Source organism: Fulverythrobacter fulvus, assembly GCF_037154085.1.
GTDB classification, from domain to species: Bacteria; Pseudomonadota; Alphaproteobacteria; order Sphingomonadales; family Sphingomonadaceae; genus Andeanibacterium; species Andeanibacterium fulvum.
This window is the reverse complement of the sequence record NZ_JBANRM010000003.1, coordinates 475,603-491,213: the sequence shown is the minus strand read 5'-3', so window position 1 is coordinate 491,213 and position 15,611 is coordinate 475,603. Positions and strand designations below refer to the sequence as shown.

Here is a 15,611-nt window from a genome sequence, read left to right as displayed (position 1 = left end):
CCTGCAGCCAGCAGCGTTGCAAAGCCTAATGAAGGAGCACGGCGGGCGGTTCGGGTCACAGTAACCTCTGGTAGACGGCGTGGAGACGGTCGCGATGAGCCTCGGGAGAGAAACGCGCGGCCTGAGCCAGCCCGCGCCGACCTAGCTCCTCGCGCAGGTCGGCATCTTCGTCGATTTGCCGAATGGCGGCGCTGATGGCGGCCGCATCGTAGGGATCGACCATCAGCGCGGCATCGCCCGCAACTTCCGGAAGCGAAGAGGTGTCTGAACAGATTACCGGTGTTCCCAGCAGCATGGCTTCCAGTACCGGCAAGCCGAAACCTTCGTAGAGCGACGGAAACAGGACGGCTCTTGCGCCCCGGATCATGCTGACGAGGAGGCCGAAGGGAGCATAGGGCAGGTGGATGATCTGCTTGCGGGCGGTGCCATCGTGACGCGATACGCTGACCGCGCGAGTGGAAAGGGCATCGAGCAATTGCAGTTCGGCAGTGGATTTCCATGCCTGAGCCCCGAGGATTACGAGTGGGGCATTGGTCGTGCTGGCAAGGTAGGCCTCGATAATTCGGCCGACATTCTTCTTGGGCTCGATCGAGCCGAAGAACAGAAAATATCCTTTATAGGCCGTTCCGGCGAAGCCTTCGATTTCCCGGGCGACCTGCTCTTCCGCCTTTTCGCGCAGTGAAGCGGGAATGCTGACCGACTGATAGGTGTTGGTTACCCGCTCGGACGAAATTCCCGCAATCTCGATCAGGTCGCGGCGCGAATTCTCCGAGACTGTAACGATATGGTCAGCGCTGGCGTCCAGCCGACGCATGAGCTTCAGATAGCTGCGCTTGTCGTCCAGCGTCGTGTAGGGCAGGCGCAGTGGCACGATATCGTGTAGGGTATAGATATTCGGACAACGCCGCACCCGGAGCGGGATGGGATAGGTCCAGTGCACCAGATCGGGCGTGTCCGGCAGACGGACCTCGCCCAGCTTGCCCCAGAGACGAAAAGAATCCTGCGAACGCCTGAACAGGTCGGGCGAATTGAGAATCCGATCGTGATGCGGCATCCGGGCGGCAAAACTGCGCGAAATGACCCGTCCGGTCATCGGCACGTCCACGGCGCTCCGCCCCAGCGGCCCGCGCAGGGCATGATGCGCCACGTTCAGCCATTTGAGCACGCCCTTGCGCCGGTCGGGCGTACTATCGAAGAAGGTGATCTCCCGAAGTAACGGATCCCGCGAACTGGATGAGCGGTTGCCGTACAGCACTGACACCTTGTGCCCGAGCTGACCGATCTCGCGGCTGAGATTGCGGGCATAAGTGGCGACACCGGTGCCCTTTTCCAGTCCGAGATTATATCCATCGATGAGGACCGTCTTCATCGAGGGGCCTCTGCCTGACCGGCTTTGCGCACGACTATGCCGAAGGACGTGGTGGTCCAGCGGCCGATCTGCAGCTTGAGATGATTGTCCACGCTGTAGGGAGGCAGGTCTACATGGTGGTCCAGTGGCTGCTTGCCGAGGTTGAAATTGAAATCCAGCGCGCAACCCTGCTTCGCCAGGCGGTCTGCCAGGTGCAGAAAATCCTTGCGGCGGAACAGAACGGTGGATGCATGATCCAGCGTGTCGCGGTTGCTGCTACAGTTGAATTCGGTGGTATGCACTGCCAGCCCGCCGGGGCGCAGACAGTCGACCGAGTTCGCAATGAAATCGAGCCCCTGTTCGATCGAACCGAGATGCTCGAGCGCACAGGCGGACCAGCAGAAATCGAATGCTTCCTTCAGGTCTCCATCGATCGCATTCATGTCCATGAAGCGGAAATCGACCAGCCGTTCGAATGGTTCGGGGGCGCACAGCGCACGGGCGTTCAATTCCGCTTTGCTTGCGGCATGCTGCGCAGTGTCGACCCAGCCGCTTTCGAGCGCGCGCTGGGGTTCCAGATCGGTGGCGAGCACGCTGACGCCGCGGGCGGCGAAGACGGAGGCTAGCGGTTCTCCACCCACGCCGAAGCCAAGTCCCTTAAGTCCCGGTGCCAGCATCCCGTGTCGGCACAGGACCTGCAGGATGTAGCAGAATTCCCATTGCTTGCGGTGTGTGCGTGGTTCTTCGGCAATCTGGGCGCACCAATAGGCATAGGCGGGCTCCGCCATTTGCCGCTGGGTGCAGGCCTGCGATACCGGGCTGAACAGGTCGGGTTCGCGCCGACTGTCGATCTGCACACCTTCCTCTCGCAGGCTTCGCTTGAAGAGCAGGCCGATCATGCTGTCGGAACCTCCACTTGAGGCCAGCCGGGCGGCGGCTTCCAGCCGATCAGTTCCTTGAAGTCGGCATAGGCGGCTTCGAAATCGTCATAGAGTTCCAGCTTCGCGTCGTGGAGCACGGCGAAACGGGTGCAATGATCGCGGACATAGGCTGCATCGTGGGAGATGATCACCATGGCCCGATCCGCTCGCTTCTCGAACAGCTCGTAATCGCAGCGCTCGTGGAAGCGTGCGTCGCCCACCGCGCCGATCTCGTCGATCAGGAAGCAATCGAACTCGATGATCATGGAGATGGCGAAGGCCAGTCGCGCCCGCATGCCGGATGAATAGGTGCGCACCGGCTCGCGCAGATAGGGCCCGAGCTCGGCGAAATCTTCCACGAAAGCCAGATTGCGCTCGAAGTCCTGTTTGTAGATGCGGCTGATGAACCGGACATTGTCCACTCCGGTCAGCATGTGCTGGAAGGCACCGCCGAAAGCGAGGGGCCATGAGACGGACATGTGCCGCTCGATCGAACCCGAAGTCTGCCTTTCCGCTCCGCTGATAAGGCGCACCATAGTGGATTTGCCTGCACCGTTGCGGCCCAGCACACCAAGCCGTTCCCCCTTGGCCAGATCAAAGCCGATGCCGTTCAGCACCAGCTTGTCCCCATGGCGGGTTTGGTAGATCTTGCGGACGTCGCGCAGGGTAATCATTCGGGTACCACCCTTCGCGCCACCCAGCGCACCAGAAGCAGGGCGACGAACGTCAGCACCAAGGAGAAGGGCAGGACGTAGCCCAGATCGTAATGGGCATGAGCACGGGCGCCGAAATAGCCTTCGCGCACCATTTCAACCCCATGAACCATAGGGATGTAGAGCACGATTTCCTGGGCCAGCTTGGGCAGGGCATCGACCATGAAGGCCGAACCGGAGAGCGGGAAGATCAGATAGGAAGCCGGATGCCACAGCTTGTCGACCAGTTCGCTTTCGTGGGAAAGCGCGCCAAGCGCGATGGCCAGAGCCGAACCGAACCAGGCGATGGTAAACCATCCGCCTGCCACTTTCAGTATGTCCTGAGGCGGGTCGAGCCAGCCAATGCTGATGAACACCACGCTCAGCGTGGCAAAAGAGATCGTCGCACCGCCGAATTCAAGGATCAGGCGCGCAACATAGATGTCCAGCACCTTGATATTGCTGTGATACATCAAAGCAAGATTGTTCCACAGCGCGCCAATGCAGCGACCGGGCATGTTGCGCCAGAGCAGGACGCTAGAATAGCCGGTGAGTGCGAAGGCCACGATCGGCAGATTGCTGCCGTGCACGGACTTGGTCGCAGTCCACAAGGCCGTGACGCCCAGCGTGAAGATCATCGGCTCCACGAACAGCCACAGAAAGCCGATATTGTGGCGGCCGTAACGGGTCAGCATCTCGCGCACGAGCAGGGCGCCGAGGATACGCATCTGGACGCGCCAGCTTTCCCTGAAGGATGGCGGACTGATTGCTGCGCTGGCCATCAGTCTCGATGCTCCCGGATACCCACGATCAGGGTGGAGAGTACGCCCCAGGCCAGAAGGCCCAGGATGAGCGTGGCGAGGATTCCCCGGATGCGGCGCGGTTCGGCCGGATAATCGGGCAGGGACGGGTCGGAAATGCGCTCGACATAGGCCCGCTTGCGGCGTGCTTCACTGCGCGCATCCTCCAGCGAGGCGAGTGCTGCCGCGACCTGCTTTTCGGCTAGTTCGGAATCGACCAGCAGGCGCTGGTATTCGGGCGCATTGGAGGAAAGTGAGTTGGTGCCGCCTGCAATGCCCGACATTTGCTGGCCGATCTCGCCCTCCAGCGAGGTAATGCGCTTGCGCAGATAGGGGATTTGCGACGCCTGCGGCGTAAATGCCTGCATCTGCTGAAGCTGCGTCCGCGTGGCGATGAGTTCATCCTGCAGTTTGGAAATCATCTGCAGGCGGACGGTGGCTTCCTTCTCGGGATCGATGATCCCCTTGCGGTTACGATACTGGCCCAGTGCCAGTGCAGCCTTGCGGGCGCTGTTCTTTGCCTCTTCAAGTTCGGCGCTGGCGGCCGCGACAGCGTCCGCGCGGGAGCGGTCGGACAGCCTGTTCACTAAAGTCTCGGCCTGATTGAGCAGGCGGGCATTGATGGTCTGCGCCTGCTTCGGGTCATAGGCACGTACGGTCAGGCGGGTGACCTGCGTCGTCGCCTCGTCATCGACAGCAAGCTTGCCCTGGAAATATTCGTAGAGTTCTTCCCGACTGGTTCCGGAATAGCCGCCAAAGCGATCCAGCCAGAATATGGCGGGATTGCCGTAAGCCCTGCGGAGCAGGCCGTCCCGGTCAGTGTCCTCCATCGCTCGGCGCGATTGCAGATATTCGCTGACTGCGTTGCTTTCCTCGCTCGAGCCAGTGAGCCCACCGCCGCTCAGCACCATTCCGAGTGGAGAGATGCCCGAGCGGCTGGGGCTCCGAACGACGAAGCGGGATTCAGAGACATAGACGTCGTCCGAGAGCAGTCCGAAATACAGCACAGCCAGCGCCGTCGGTACGAGGACGGTGACTACGAAGATCGGGCTGAGGAATTTGAAGCGCTTAAGCACGGAGTCTTCCCGCTTCGGAGAAGGAAGGATCGCCGGATGGATCACATACGGCGGCTGCAAGAGGCTGGTGGCGCTGGGGCAGAGTGGGCAACCAGTTATCCACCTGTGCGAAATGCGACTTCCAGCTCGTAGGGCGATAGGCGCGCAAAAGTGCAAGCTGACGCAGGCGTTCGGGACTGTCGGCCATGAAATCGAGGATGGCGCGATCCCATGCTGCGATGTCATGAGGGGCGATGAGAGTGGGAATACCCTCTCCGATTTCCTTGAAGCAGGGCAGGTCACTGGCGATGACCGGTGTTCCCAGTCGCAGCGCCTCTACCATCGGTAGACCGAAACCCTCGGCAAGAGTGGGCATCAGCAAGGCGCGCGCGCCGGCGATCCAGTCGCCCAGTGCTGCATCGCCGCAGTTCTCCAGCAGGAGCACACGGTCCCCCAGGCCAGCACAATCCTGCAGCTTTTGGCGGACCGCCCCGGAATTGGCACCCCATTGGCCGACGATGATCAGCCGGGGAACCGCCGTCTTGCCCATCCGAGCGGCAAGATTTTGCCACAGATCGAGCAGCATGAGATGGTTCTTGCGCGGCTCGATCGTACCGACGCACAGAAAATAGGGCTCTTGCGTGCCTAGTGCGGATGGCCGGACTGCAAGACTGGCTCCTGCCAATCGAGCGACCAGAACCGGTGGCGAAGGAAGCTTTTCCCGCGTGGAGAACCCCGCGAGATCGTTTGCTGTGGCCGCCGAATTGACGATGATCCCCGATGCGTGGCGTAAAGCGTTCTGCACGCGCCCACGATGGCGGCGTATAGCGTGAGGGCGACAGTGCTCCCCATGGGTCAGTGGGATGAGGTCGTGGATCAGATAGACTGAGCGGAAGCCGCATGCCTGGCTCCAGCGCACGTGGCTGTCGAGATCGAAATCGGTGTGGCTGACGTTGATATAGGTCGTGGCGTGGCCATCGACGTGCGATTTGCCCGCTGCAATCGCCGCCGGAGTAAGGCTGGCGAGGCGGCGACGGAACGGTGCATCGTCTTCGCGCAGCATGTCGAACAGAGCATCGGAATGGCGCTTTGTAAGAATCCGGAACACGCCCCGGTGTTGCACCACGGCCTGCGCGCGTGGGGCGAAGTGATCGAGATAGGCGTTGCACACGCGATCGATGCCGGTCGAGCGCCGACCGGTCCAACTGCGGGAGATCAGCCGCGTAACGTCAAGGAGCAGGGGGCGTTCGCTCATGATGCGGGAACTGCACACCCAGGCGTCCCTGCCTGTTCGAACACATCGCCAAGGTGAAGGCGTACGCCAATTTCCGCCCTGGCGTGGGCGGCGGGATCGTCCACATCGATCCACCAGGCGTCGCCGATGTCCATGGTTGCGGCTCGCCCCCTGTCCGCGAGGCGCTGCATTCCATCGGAAAGGCTGCCGGGCAGCCCCATCGCGATGGCTTCCGCGATGGCTTCGGCGAGTTCAGGCGTTGCGAGGAAGGCGCCGCAATCGACCGCGTCGAAATCCGGGATTGTCTTGCCGATAGCGCGAATGCGCCCGTCAGGTCCGGTCTTCACCCAGGTTGCATCCTCAGGATCCACGAGTGGATTATCGGTTTTCCGGTCGATGGCGAGAGTCACACCGCGATCGGGGGTGCCCTGCCTTTTCAGTGCGCGCAGGATCGGCAGGGAAAAGATATGGTCTGCCATCGTCAGCAGATATTCGCCGTCGACCACGCTGGCGCCGGCAAGCACAGAGTGTCCGTTCGGCAGCGACCAGTCCGCCACACGTACGGCTTCGACCGGCAGCCCGGCTTGTCGCGAAATCGCGGGCAGGGCAGCTTCGATCCTGGCGGCCTCATGTCCCGTCACGACGACTACCCGACCCGCGCCAGCACGCGCAGCCTGCCGAACGCCCAGTTCGAGCAGGCTGATACCGGCAACCGGCGTCAGCGGCTTGCAGTCCGAAAGGTTGCGCAACCGGCTTCCCAAGCCGGCTGCCAGGATCAGGGCGTCCACCGCAATTCCACCGTGCTTGAGATCGAAGCGGTCAGGCTCATTCCGCAGCCCGCAGCATGATGTCGGTCAGATAATCGTCGAGCATGCGAAGCGCGGCCTCGTCCGAAAGCTGCATCGGAGGGTGCTTGCAGTAATAGGCGGATGGGACAGTAAGCACGCCGCCTTCACCGCGATCGAGCGCAACCTTGCAGAAGCGCAAGGCATCCATCACGCAGGCAGCCGCATTGGGGCTGTCCTCCACGGAGAGGCGCAGTTCCACATTCACTGGCACGTTGCCCCACTGCGTTCCTTCGATCCGCAGGAAGCAAAGTTTGTTGTCCTTCAGCCAAGGAACATACTCGGAAGGGCCGATCAGGATGTTTTCATCCTCCAGCCGCTCCGCAAGCATGGCCTGCACGGCCTCTGTCTTGGAGAGCTTCTTGCTGGTCAGTCGTTCCCGATCGAGCATGTTCATGAAGTCGGTATTGCCGCCCGTATTGAGTTGATAGGTCCGCTCAACCGTCACTCCCCGAGCGGTGAACAGGCTGGAAAGAGCCCGATGGACGATGGTGGCGCCGACCTGCGCCTTGATGTCGTCCCCTACGATCGGCAGGTTCTTCTCGCGGAAACGGGCTTCCCAGGTGGCGTCACTGGCAATGAAGACAGGCATGCAATTGACCACCGCCACACCGGCTTCCAATGCACATTCCATATAGAATTCGGTCGCCTTCTGGGATCCGACCGGCAGGAAGTTGAGCATCACCTGCGCGCCGGAGGCACGCAGCGCATCCACGATGTCCTGCTGGGAGGCGTCGGCGCCTTCGGCGGGCATGAAGCCCTTGTCGCCGGCCTGCGTCATATGCGCGGCGACGCCGTCCAGCAGGCGGCCCCGGATTACCTTCGCGCCGGTGGGCGGAACGTGTTGTTCGAAGACCAGCGAATTGTTGGGCGCGGCAAAGATGGCTTCGGCGATGTCCTTGCCGATCTTGCGCCGATCGACATCCACGCCGAGCACGAAATGGACGTCACTCGCTCGAATTCCGCCGACCTCATCGTGAATAAGGCCCGAGCTTGTGCCCGTGCGGCGGTAATATGCCACGCCTTGCACCAATGAACTGGCGCAATTACCGATACCGATGATAGCGACCCGCACCGCCGACATGTAATACTTCCCCTTCGAAGATCTGTCGGCGATCAGCCAACCGAACTTCGCAAAATGTCAAAATGACTATTTCCTGAAAATGGAGATCGATCGAAGGATATGCGGCTCAAGCGATGTTCGTGCAGAAGCGATGGCGCACACAGCGCCAATGAGAACAATCGCAATATTGCGTCCCCTTGATTATAGTCCATTTGCCACCATCGACCGCAGACCGACGGCAGAAGCCACTCCTAAGCTCGCAAATGGGTTCTAGAAAAGAACGAAACGCAACACCCGTCCGTTTCGGACTTATTTCTTTCGATAGCAAAGGCTTGGTCCATTTTGGTGTCATTTTTTGGAGCGTTGGCAGCGCCGCCGGATTAGGAGCAGATTGAAATCCGCTCAGCGGGTTTGTGGCCCTTGTAAGCTCGCGCAAGGGCAGTTTTCTTGTGTCCGCAGCATGAACGGACCGGTATCGCGTAATGCCCTTGGTCTGTATCGATTGCCGCTATGTGGGAGCCCGTCCGAGCGGAATTGGGGAACTCGTTCAGGCGCTGGTCGACCATGTGCCGACACTTGCACCCGAGCTTGATTTTCTGCTGCTGCGCAACCCGCTTGCGCCCGGGCCGTTAAGCGCGGCCGCCAATGTCCGCGAAGTGGTGGTGCGACAGGCGGCGAACGGGCCGGCAACGATGTGGTGGCTGCCGCATGCGGTGAACCTGGCTCGAGTGGACCTGTTCCATGCCACTTTCAACATCATGCCGGCAGGGCTTTCCATGCCTTGCATCACCACTGTGCATGACGTCATGCGGCTGACCAATCCGGCTTGGTGCGGCGCGGGGCCGTTAGAGCCGCTTGAGCGCATTTTCTATGCCCATGGAATCCGTCGTGCCCTGCGTGGCTCGGCTGCCATCGCGACGGTGAGCGAAGCCAGCCGCGCAGCAATTGCCGCCTACGCACCCGCCGCGGGCGAGCGGACGCATGTAACATTTCCGGGTGTGGCTGAGGCATTCCATCCAGTCGAGCCGGATCGGCTACGCCTTGCTGCCCTTGGCGCCGATCCTGCCCGGCGGTTTGTTCTGACTGTGGGCCAATATGCGCCTTACAAGAACCATGAGGGCGCCTTGCGGGCCTTCGCCCTCGCCCTTGGGGGCAAGCCGGAGTTCGATCTGATCCTGGTTCAGCGAATGGGCCGGGACGGGCGCAGGCTGCTGGAACTGGCCCGCGACCTGGGTGTGGGCGGCAGGGTGCGGCTCCTGCCGGCGATTGCGCGGGATGATCTGGTACAACTCTATTCGGCCGCGGATGTCTTGCTTCACCCTTCATTTTGCGAAGGTTTCGGCATGCCGCCGGCCGAAGCCATGGCGTGCGGCTGTCCGGTGGTGACGAGCGATCTTTCCAGCATGCCCGAAGTGGCCGGTGGCGCAGCGCTGCTGGCCGATCCGCACGATCCCGCGGCACTGGCGGACGCGTTGCGCAGGGTGGTGGAGCATCCGGCACTTGCGGCAACGATGCGCAGGCGGGGGCTTGCGCGGGCTGCGGCGCTTAGCTGGCGCGCCTTCGCCGAAGCGAATGTGGCGCTCTATCGCGCCGTGATCTCTGCCGGCGTTCGTTCCAGTTCCAGGGCAATCTGAGCCATCGCCGCATTGCTGCGTCGGGTGGAAACGGCAAGCACGAGATTGAGCACCACGATCTCGTAAAGGAAATAGGCCAGCGGCGAGCCCAGCAGCATCGCAACCCCCAGCGCGAGGGTGCGATGATTGTTGCTGAGCAACTGCGCGCGTGGGAGAAAGGATGGACCGTGGTGGCGGACTGTCTCGCGGGCCTGAGCAAGCTTCACTGGATCGTTGGAAACAGCTGCGATCGCGGCCTCGATCCGCGCGGGCTGGTTCGACAGGCGGCTGGCCAGCTTCAGATAGGCATCCGCAAAAGCAATGATGCCGCGTGGGCGGGTCGAAGGGCTGGCAGCGTAATTACCCAGCCAGGGGACGCCATAGACCCACCAGAGATATTGCCGCCGCTGGACCTCGAAATGGTTCGACTGGACGATGTGGCTGACGCCTGCCGCAAGGGCCGAAAGCCAGGCTATGGCTGGCCCCGTCGCGGTTTGCAGAATCAGGGCGAGCACTGCGTAAAGCACGATGTGGCTGGAATAATCCGCGATCCCGTCGATCAATTCGCCTGCAGGGCCGCTGCGTCCCGTCAGCCGCGCCAGGTCGCCATCCGCCCCGTCGAGCACATGCCAGCCCATGTGAAGCGCCAGGCCGAGAAGTGCGGGGCCAGGCCAGCCCGGCAGTGAATAGGCGAAGGCGGCCGCAACGACCAGCAAGCCGCCTGCGATGGAGACCATGTTCGGCGTAACGGGGGTGCGTGCCAACCCTCGGGCGATCTGCCACGCCAGCGGGTGGTAGAGATAGCGGTTCAGCGCGTCCTGTAGCTCGGGCGGCCGACGCGGACGTTCCCGGTTCACGGCGGTCGGCCCCACACGATCTCCCTTCGTGACCTGTTTTGCGGAACCTGTCTCGGTCGGCATCTGCTCCCCATTCGCTCAACTTTTTCCCTGCCGGGGGTTTAGCTGTTGGTCCCCGGGCGACAACCGCCAATTCCCTCCACAGTGGCAACATGGCAGAGGACGGGGCGCTGCACGGCCGGTGTGGTGCACGGACGGCGCCGCGCATATCCGGATCATCCCATGAATGTGGGGGCAGCAGCTCGTTCCGGGAGTTCTATTTCAGCCACCTGCCATACCAGTCGATATTGCTGTGCATCCGGTGGACGAGATAGCTCGGCACGGTGAGGCCGTGGTTCTCACCCGGATAGACGATCAGCCGGGTGGGAATTCCATGGGCCTTGAGGGCCAGATACATCTGCTGGGCGCCCGCGCAGGGCACGTTGTCATCGGCTTCGGCGCATTGGAACAGGGTAGGTGCAGTGATGCGCCCGGATTCGAGGAAGGGGTAGGCGAGCTTCTTCCAGGTTGCGAAGTTCTCCCACGGCGCGCCCAGTTCCAGCATGTATTCGCGCGCATACATGTCGACCCCGAAGGTCGCGAGCACATTGGCCACGCCTGCGCCCGAGATGCCCGCCTTGATGCGCTTGTCGCTGGCGATCATGTAATCGGTCAGGATACCGCCATAGGACCAGCCGCCCACGCCGATCCGTTCCGGGTCGGCAATGCCCTGGTCGATGGCGTAAGTGATCCCGGCGCTGATGTCCTGAACGTCCAGATTGCCCCAGTCGGCATAGATCGCGCGGGAGAAATCGAACCCCCGGCCCGAAGAGCCGCGCGGGTTGATCTTGAGTACGGCATAACCCGCCGTGTTCAGCAGCCGCGCGTCGATGTCGAATTCATGGCTGTGCTGATAGACCGGCCCGCCATGCAGATCGACGATCAGCGGATATTTCCGGGTCGGATCGTAATCGGCGGGCAGGTTCAGGAAGCCGTGGATTTCCGTATCGCCGCTCATGAAGGAAACGTCGCGCGTCGCGCCCAGCGCGCGATCTTCCAGCCAGCGATTGTGGCGAGTGAGCGGGCGTTCCTGACCGCCGAGGGCAACCAGTTCCGCCGGGCGTTCGCTGGTAGTGTCGAGCAAGGCGATATTCCCATTGGGCGCGACCGCGAAATCATAGCCGAAGCGGGGCCCCTTCGTGAGGTAATCGACCTTGCCGCTCTGCGGATCGATCCGTGCCAGCCAGGTATCGCGATCCTGTTCGATCAGGGAGAGGAGCGAGCCATCCGGCGCCCAGCGGGGGAAATAGAACCATCGGTCGATCCATGCCGGATGCTTGACCTCACCGGTGGTTACGTCCCCCACTGCCAGTTGGACCGAGCTGTAATAGATCCACTTGTCCTCGCCGCCCTGCAGCCAGACGAGCCTCTTCGAATCCGGCGACCACGAGGGGCCCGATCCCCAATCGGGATCGTTGTCGGCACCGGCGAAGGTACTGATCTTGCGCGGCTGCCCGCCATCGGGGGCAATGACATAGATCTCGTAATTCAGCGTCCTGTCGTCGGCATGGTCCTTGGCGACATAGGCGATCAGGCTGCCGTCGGGGGACCATGCCGGATGCCAGTGATCGCGCGCGCCAGAGGTGATTGCCGCCGCCTTGCCGCTCGCCAGATCGATGGCGAAGAGCTGTTGGGTGCGGTCATCCAGATAGCCGCGCCCGTCATATTTGAAGAAGAAACGGTCCACCTCGATCGGTGGCTCGGTGCCGGATTTGAGGCCCACGGCGCGACCCTGTTCGGCCACCGCCATTGCGCGCTTGCCGTCAGGCGAGAGTGTGTAGTCGCTGATCCCACCGGGTATCGCAGTAATCCGCCGCGCCTTGCCGCCCTTGGCCGGCATGGCCCAGAGCTGCACGTCTTCCTCCCCGTCGGGGCCATCCGCATCGCTGAGGTAGTAGACCGTCTTGCCGTCCGGTCCGAAATCGGGCTGCCATTCGCTTGCTTCGGGCGTCCTGGTCAGCTGGCGTGGCTCTCCGCCTTCCCAGGGCACCACCCACAGATCGCTGGTTTCCTCGTCCTGTTCCCGGTTGGCTTGCGAAACGGAATAGACGATCCGGCTGCTGTCGGGCGAGAAGGCAGGGCCGGAAACGCTGGCGAGGTTGTAATAATCGTCCAGCGTTACCGGAGCGGCCTGAGCAGCAGCGCCGGCAGCATGAAGCGCGAGGAGCAGTCCTGCTCCAGCCAACAACAGTTTTCCCATCGCCTAGAACACCGGGCCGAGCGAGACCGTTACCCCGGCATAGACGAAGCGTCCCATGCCGGAGACCGGGTAGTAGCTGTAGGCGAAGTCCGGCCGGGCATCGAAGATGTTCTGCATGCCTGCATAGAGGTCCACTGTATCGGCGATGTTGTAGCTGATCTGGAAATCATGCTCCCACTTCGCCTTGATCTTGAAGTAGCTCGGATCGGCATAATCGGGATCGCCGGCCAGTTCTTCCGCCGTGAAGCGGTCGGTCGAGCTGAACCAGTTGATACCGTAATTCACGGTGATGGGATCGAACTCCCAGGTGAGATCGAAAGTGGCTGAATATTCGGGCGCGAACATCTCGCCCCGGTCCGAATTCACGTCCGCTCCGGGGCTGGAGACGAATTCCAGCCGGTCGAGATAATTGCCCACCAGAGTGAGGTTGAACGTGCCCAGCTTGGCAGTCGGCAGGCGATAGCCCAGGGTTACGTCCAGCCCTGCGGTGCGGAACTGCGCGACATTGGCGGGCATCACCGAAAAGCCAACAATGTAGCCCGTATCGGGATCGCGCTCGATCCCCGGGCAGAACTGGTTCTCCAGCGTCGGCTGGTCGACACAGAGCCGAGCGAGATCCTGCGCTTCGGGCGTGTTGATCGCGTCCTCGATCTTGATGTCGTACCAATCGGCCGAGAAGCTGAAGCCCGGCATGAAGCGGGGGCGTAGTACCAGCCCTGCGGTCCAGGTCTTGGCGGTTTCCTCCTGCAGGTCGGGATTCCCGCTGGCAGTCCCTTCGGTATAGAGGCTGGCCTGTGGGGTGCTCGACGGGCTGAAAGTGGTCGGATCGACCCCCAGCGTCGTCAGCAGGGCAGCGCAATTGGCCTCGCGATAGCTGGTGCCGTTATTGGTTTCCTGCGTGTCGCAAGGGTCGACGATGAAGTTGAATGCCGAACTGGCCGGGCCGAACAACTCGCCGATATTGGGCGCGCGCACGGCCTGCGAATAGGTGGCGCGGAACGAGACATCGGGGATCGGGGCGTAGACACCGTCGACCTTCCAGGTCGTGGTGCCGCCGATCGTGCTGTAATCCGAATAGCGCAAGGCCGCACCCAGCGAGAGCAGATGGGCGCCCGGGACGTTCTTCAGGATCGGCAGATTGACCTCGCCGAACAGTTCCTTGACGTCGAAGCTGCCGCTCTCGGGCTGGGCCGCGCCTTGCCAGGTCAGTCCGGCCGCGATCAGCGGGTCGGGATCGAAGCGGCTGCTTTCCTTGCGATATTCGGCGCCCAGCGCGAAGCCCACCGGCCCGCCCGGCAGTTCGAACAGCCCGGTAGTGTCGCCCGAGACCGAGCCCGAGACGACGTGCTGGGTCACCTTGGAGCGGCTGAGGCTGTCATCCGTGATGAAATCGATTGCCGCCGGGTCCTGCTCATATTCGCCGAAGATGTTGAAGGGCACGCAGCCCGCCATTTCCGGCGGGGCATCGGGATCGAGGCTGATCCGGCATACGGGATTGCCGGTGATCGGGTCTTCCACCACGTCGATCGCGGCCTGCCATTGTGCCTCCAGCCGGTTGCCGCGCGAGAGCACGCGGCTACTGGTCTGGCCGTAGACATAGGAGATTTCGTAATTGAGGTGGTCGCCGATGGCGCCCTTGGCCCCCACCACGCTACGCCAGGTCTCGCGCGTGACCTGTTCGGTATTGATGCCCAGATCGTAATTGTCGCGTGTCACCACCACGCCGTCGGGGCTGGGTTCGCCGAACCACCATTCCGCCGCCGCACCGGGGATGATCGCATCGCGGATCGATTGCGGCATGAAGGGGTTTTCGGCCGTCTGGAACAGGTAGAAGTCGTAGGTCGGCTGAGCGAGAGTTTCGCTGCGCGAGCGGACATATTTGCCTTCCGCGAAGAGCGTTAAGGCGTCGCTGAACTCGTAATGCGCAAGGGCGTTGACGAGATGGCGCTCGATTCCGGGAAAGAGGTCGCCCTGATAGCCGTCTACCGGGGTGCTCGAGCCACCTTGCGTATAGCCGCCGGACTCGTCCAGCACGAAGCCACGATCGTAGAGCTTGCCATTGCCTTCGTAATCGGCCGCATAGTCGAAATCGACATCCACTGCGCCCACGGTCGCACTGTCGGCGTACCGCACGTCGTTGTAATAGGCGAGGTCGGGGATGTTCGGATTGTCCGGCAAGTCCGCCTGATTGCGATAGAGCCCGGCCGCACCCGGATTGCGCAGCCACGGGCGCGCCTGATCCGAAACCCGCTCGTCGTTCCCATATTCATAGGCGATGGCGAAATTGCCGCGTCCCTCGGCGAAATTCTGGCCGAAAGTGACGGCGCCGAACAGGCTGTCGCCATCGCCATATTTCGACGTTCCAGCCTGAAAGCGGGCAGTGATGCCGTCGAAATCGTGCTTCAGGCGGAAGTTGACCACGCCGGACACGCCATCGGCGCCGTAAATGGCCGAGGCGCCGCCGGTGAGGACGTCCACGGCCTCGATCAGGTCGGTAGGGATCGCATTGATGTCGACCGCAGCCGAACCCGAAACGGCCGCGACGTGGCGCCGCCCATCGACCAGCACCAGAGTGCGATCCGAGCCGAGATTGCGCAGGTTCAGCAGGTCCAGCCCGGATTCCCCGAAATCGGGGAAGGAGCCGGCCGTCTGCGCCCCCGTGACCGAATTCACCAGCGCGGGGCTCTGGACCAGGAAGTCCGCGATGTTGGTGTAGCCCGATTCCTGGATCGCCTCAGCCGATACGGTGACCACCGGGTTCGCGAAATCGAGCTCGCTGCGCGCCACGCGCGTCCCGGTGACGATAATGGCGTTGCCTTCGTCCAGCGGCGTTTCTGCGGCGTCGGAGGATGTATCCGAGGCGGGTTCGGCGTCTTGCGCCATGGCGGGACAGGCTAGGCAGGCGCTGGCCAGCAAGGCCGCGCGGAACAGGGCAGGCTTCATCA

At 62.3% G+C, this 15,611-nt stretch carries 12 protein-coding genes; 1 reads left to right on the top strand and 11 read right to left on the bottom strand.

Annotation, left to right across the window (positions count from 1 at the left end):
- Positions 1 to 55: 55 nt before the first annotated feature.
- From WFP36_RS11860 to WFP36_RS11825, 8 genes are read right to left on the bottom strand one after another with little or no spacing between them, the layout of a single operon-like run.
- Positions 56 to 1,369, bottom strand: a complete 1,314-nt coding sequence (locus WFP36_RS11860) for a glycosyltransferase family 4 protein (RefSeq protein ID WP_336980710.1) — start codon at positions 1,367 to 1,369, stop codon at positions 56 to 58.
- A complete protein-coding gene (locus WFP36_RS11855; RefSeq protein ID WP_336980709.1) occupies positions 1,366 to 2,247 on the bottom strand; it encodes an SAM-dependent methyltransferase in 882 nt (293 codons plus the stop codon). Before WFP36_RS11855 ends, WFP36_RS11860 begins: the two co-directional genes overlap by 4 nt.
- Positions 2,244 to 2,942: an ABC transporter ATP-binding protein gene (locus WFP36_RS11850; protein ID WP_336980708.1), complete on the bottom strand. Its 699-nt coding sequence runs from the start codon at positions 2,940 to 2,942 to the stop codon at positions 2,244 to 2,246. The genes WFP36_RS11855 and WFP36_RS11850 overlap by 4 nt, the downstream gene beginning before the upstream one ends.
- The gene (locus WFP36_RS11845) at positions 2,939 to 3,742 is read right to left on the bottom strand and encodes an ABC transporter permease (RefSeq protein WP_336980707.1); all 804 of its coding nucleotides are present in this window, start codon (positions 3,740 to 3,742) and stop codon (positions 2,939 to 2,941) included. Before WFP36_RS11845 ends, WFP36_RS11850 begins: the two co-directional genes overlap by 4 nt.
- Entirely contained in the window at positions 3,742 to 4,836 is a 1,095-nt protein-coding gene (locus tag WFP36_RS11840) for a KpsE/RkpR family capsule polysaccharide export protein (RefSeq protein ID WP_336980706.1), read from the bottom strand. The genes WFP36_RS11845 and WFP36_RS11840 overlap by 1 nt, the downstream gene beginning before the upstream one ends.
- Positions 4,829 to 6,070, bottom strand: coding sequence for a glycosyltransferase family 4 protein (locus WFP36_RS11835; RefSeq protein ID WP_336980705.1), 1,242 nt, complete (start codon positions 6,068 to 6,070; stop codon positions 4,829 to 4,831). Before WFP36_RS11835 ends, WFP36_RS11840 begins: the two co-directional genes overlap by 8 nt.
- Complete coding sequence (locus tag WFP36_RS11830) at positions 6,067 to 6,837, bottom strand: phosphocholine cytidylyltransferase family protein (protein WP_336980704.1); 771 nt, start codon at positions 6,835 to 6,837, stop codon at positions 6,067 to 6,069. Before WFP36_RS11830 ends, WFP36_RS11835 begins: the two co-directional genes overlap by 4 nt.
- A 37-nt stretch (positions 6,838 to 6,874) precedes the next feature.
- A complete protein-coding gene (locus WFP36_RS11825; protein WP_336980703.1) occupies positions 6,875 to 7,978 on the bottom strand; it encodes an inositol-3-phosphate synthase in 1,104 nt (367 codons plus the stop codon).
- 461 nt (positions 7,979 to 8,439) lie between these two features.
- Between WFP36_RS11825 and WFP36_RS11820 the strand changes: the two genes are divergently transcribed.
- The gene (locus WFP36_RS11820) at positions 8,440 to 9,591 is read left to right on the top strand and encodes a glycosyltransferase family 4 protein (RefSeq protein WP_336980702.1); all 1,152 of its coding nucleotides are present in this window, start codon (positions 8,440 to 8,442) and stop codon (positions 9,589 to 9,591) included.
- Here the strand turns inward: WFP36_RS11820 and WFP36_RS11815 are convergent.
- The 3 genes from WFP36_RS11815 to WFP36_RS11805 form a co-directional block, all read right to left on the bottom strand.
- Positions 9,540 to 10,442: a CDP-alcohol phosphatidyltransferase family protein gene (locus tag WFP36_RS11815; RefSeq protein ID WP_336980701.1), complete on the bottom strand. Its 903-nt coding sequence runs from the start codon at positions 10,440 to 10,442 to the stop codon at positions 9,540 to 9,542. The genes WFP36_RS11820 and WFP36_RS11815 overlap by 52 nt on opposite strands.
- 241 nt (positions 10,443 to 10,683) lie before the next feature.
- Entirely contained in the window at positions 10,684 to 12,651 is a 1,968-nt protein-coding gene (locus WFP36_RS11810; protein ID WP_336980700.1) for a S9 family peptidase, read from the bottom strand.
- Between the two features lie 18 nt (positions 12,652 to 12,669).
- The gene (locus WFP36_RS11805) at positions 12,670 to 15,609 is read right to left on the bottom strand and encodes a TonB-dependent receptor domain-containing protein (protein WP_336980699.1); all 2,940 of its coding nucleotides are present in this window, start codon (positions 15,607 to 15,609) and stop codon (positions 12,670 to 12,672) included.
- Between the last annotated feature and the right edge of the window lie 2 nt (positions 15,610 to 15,611).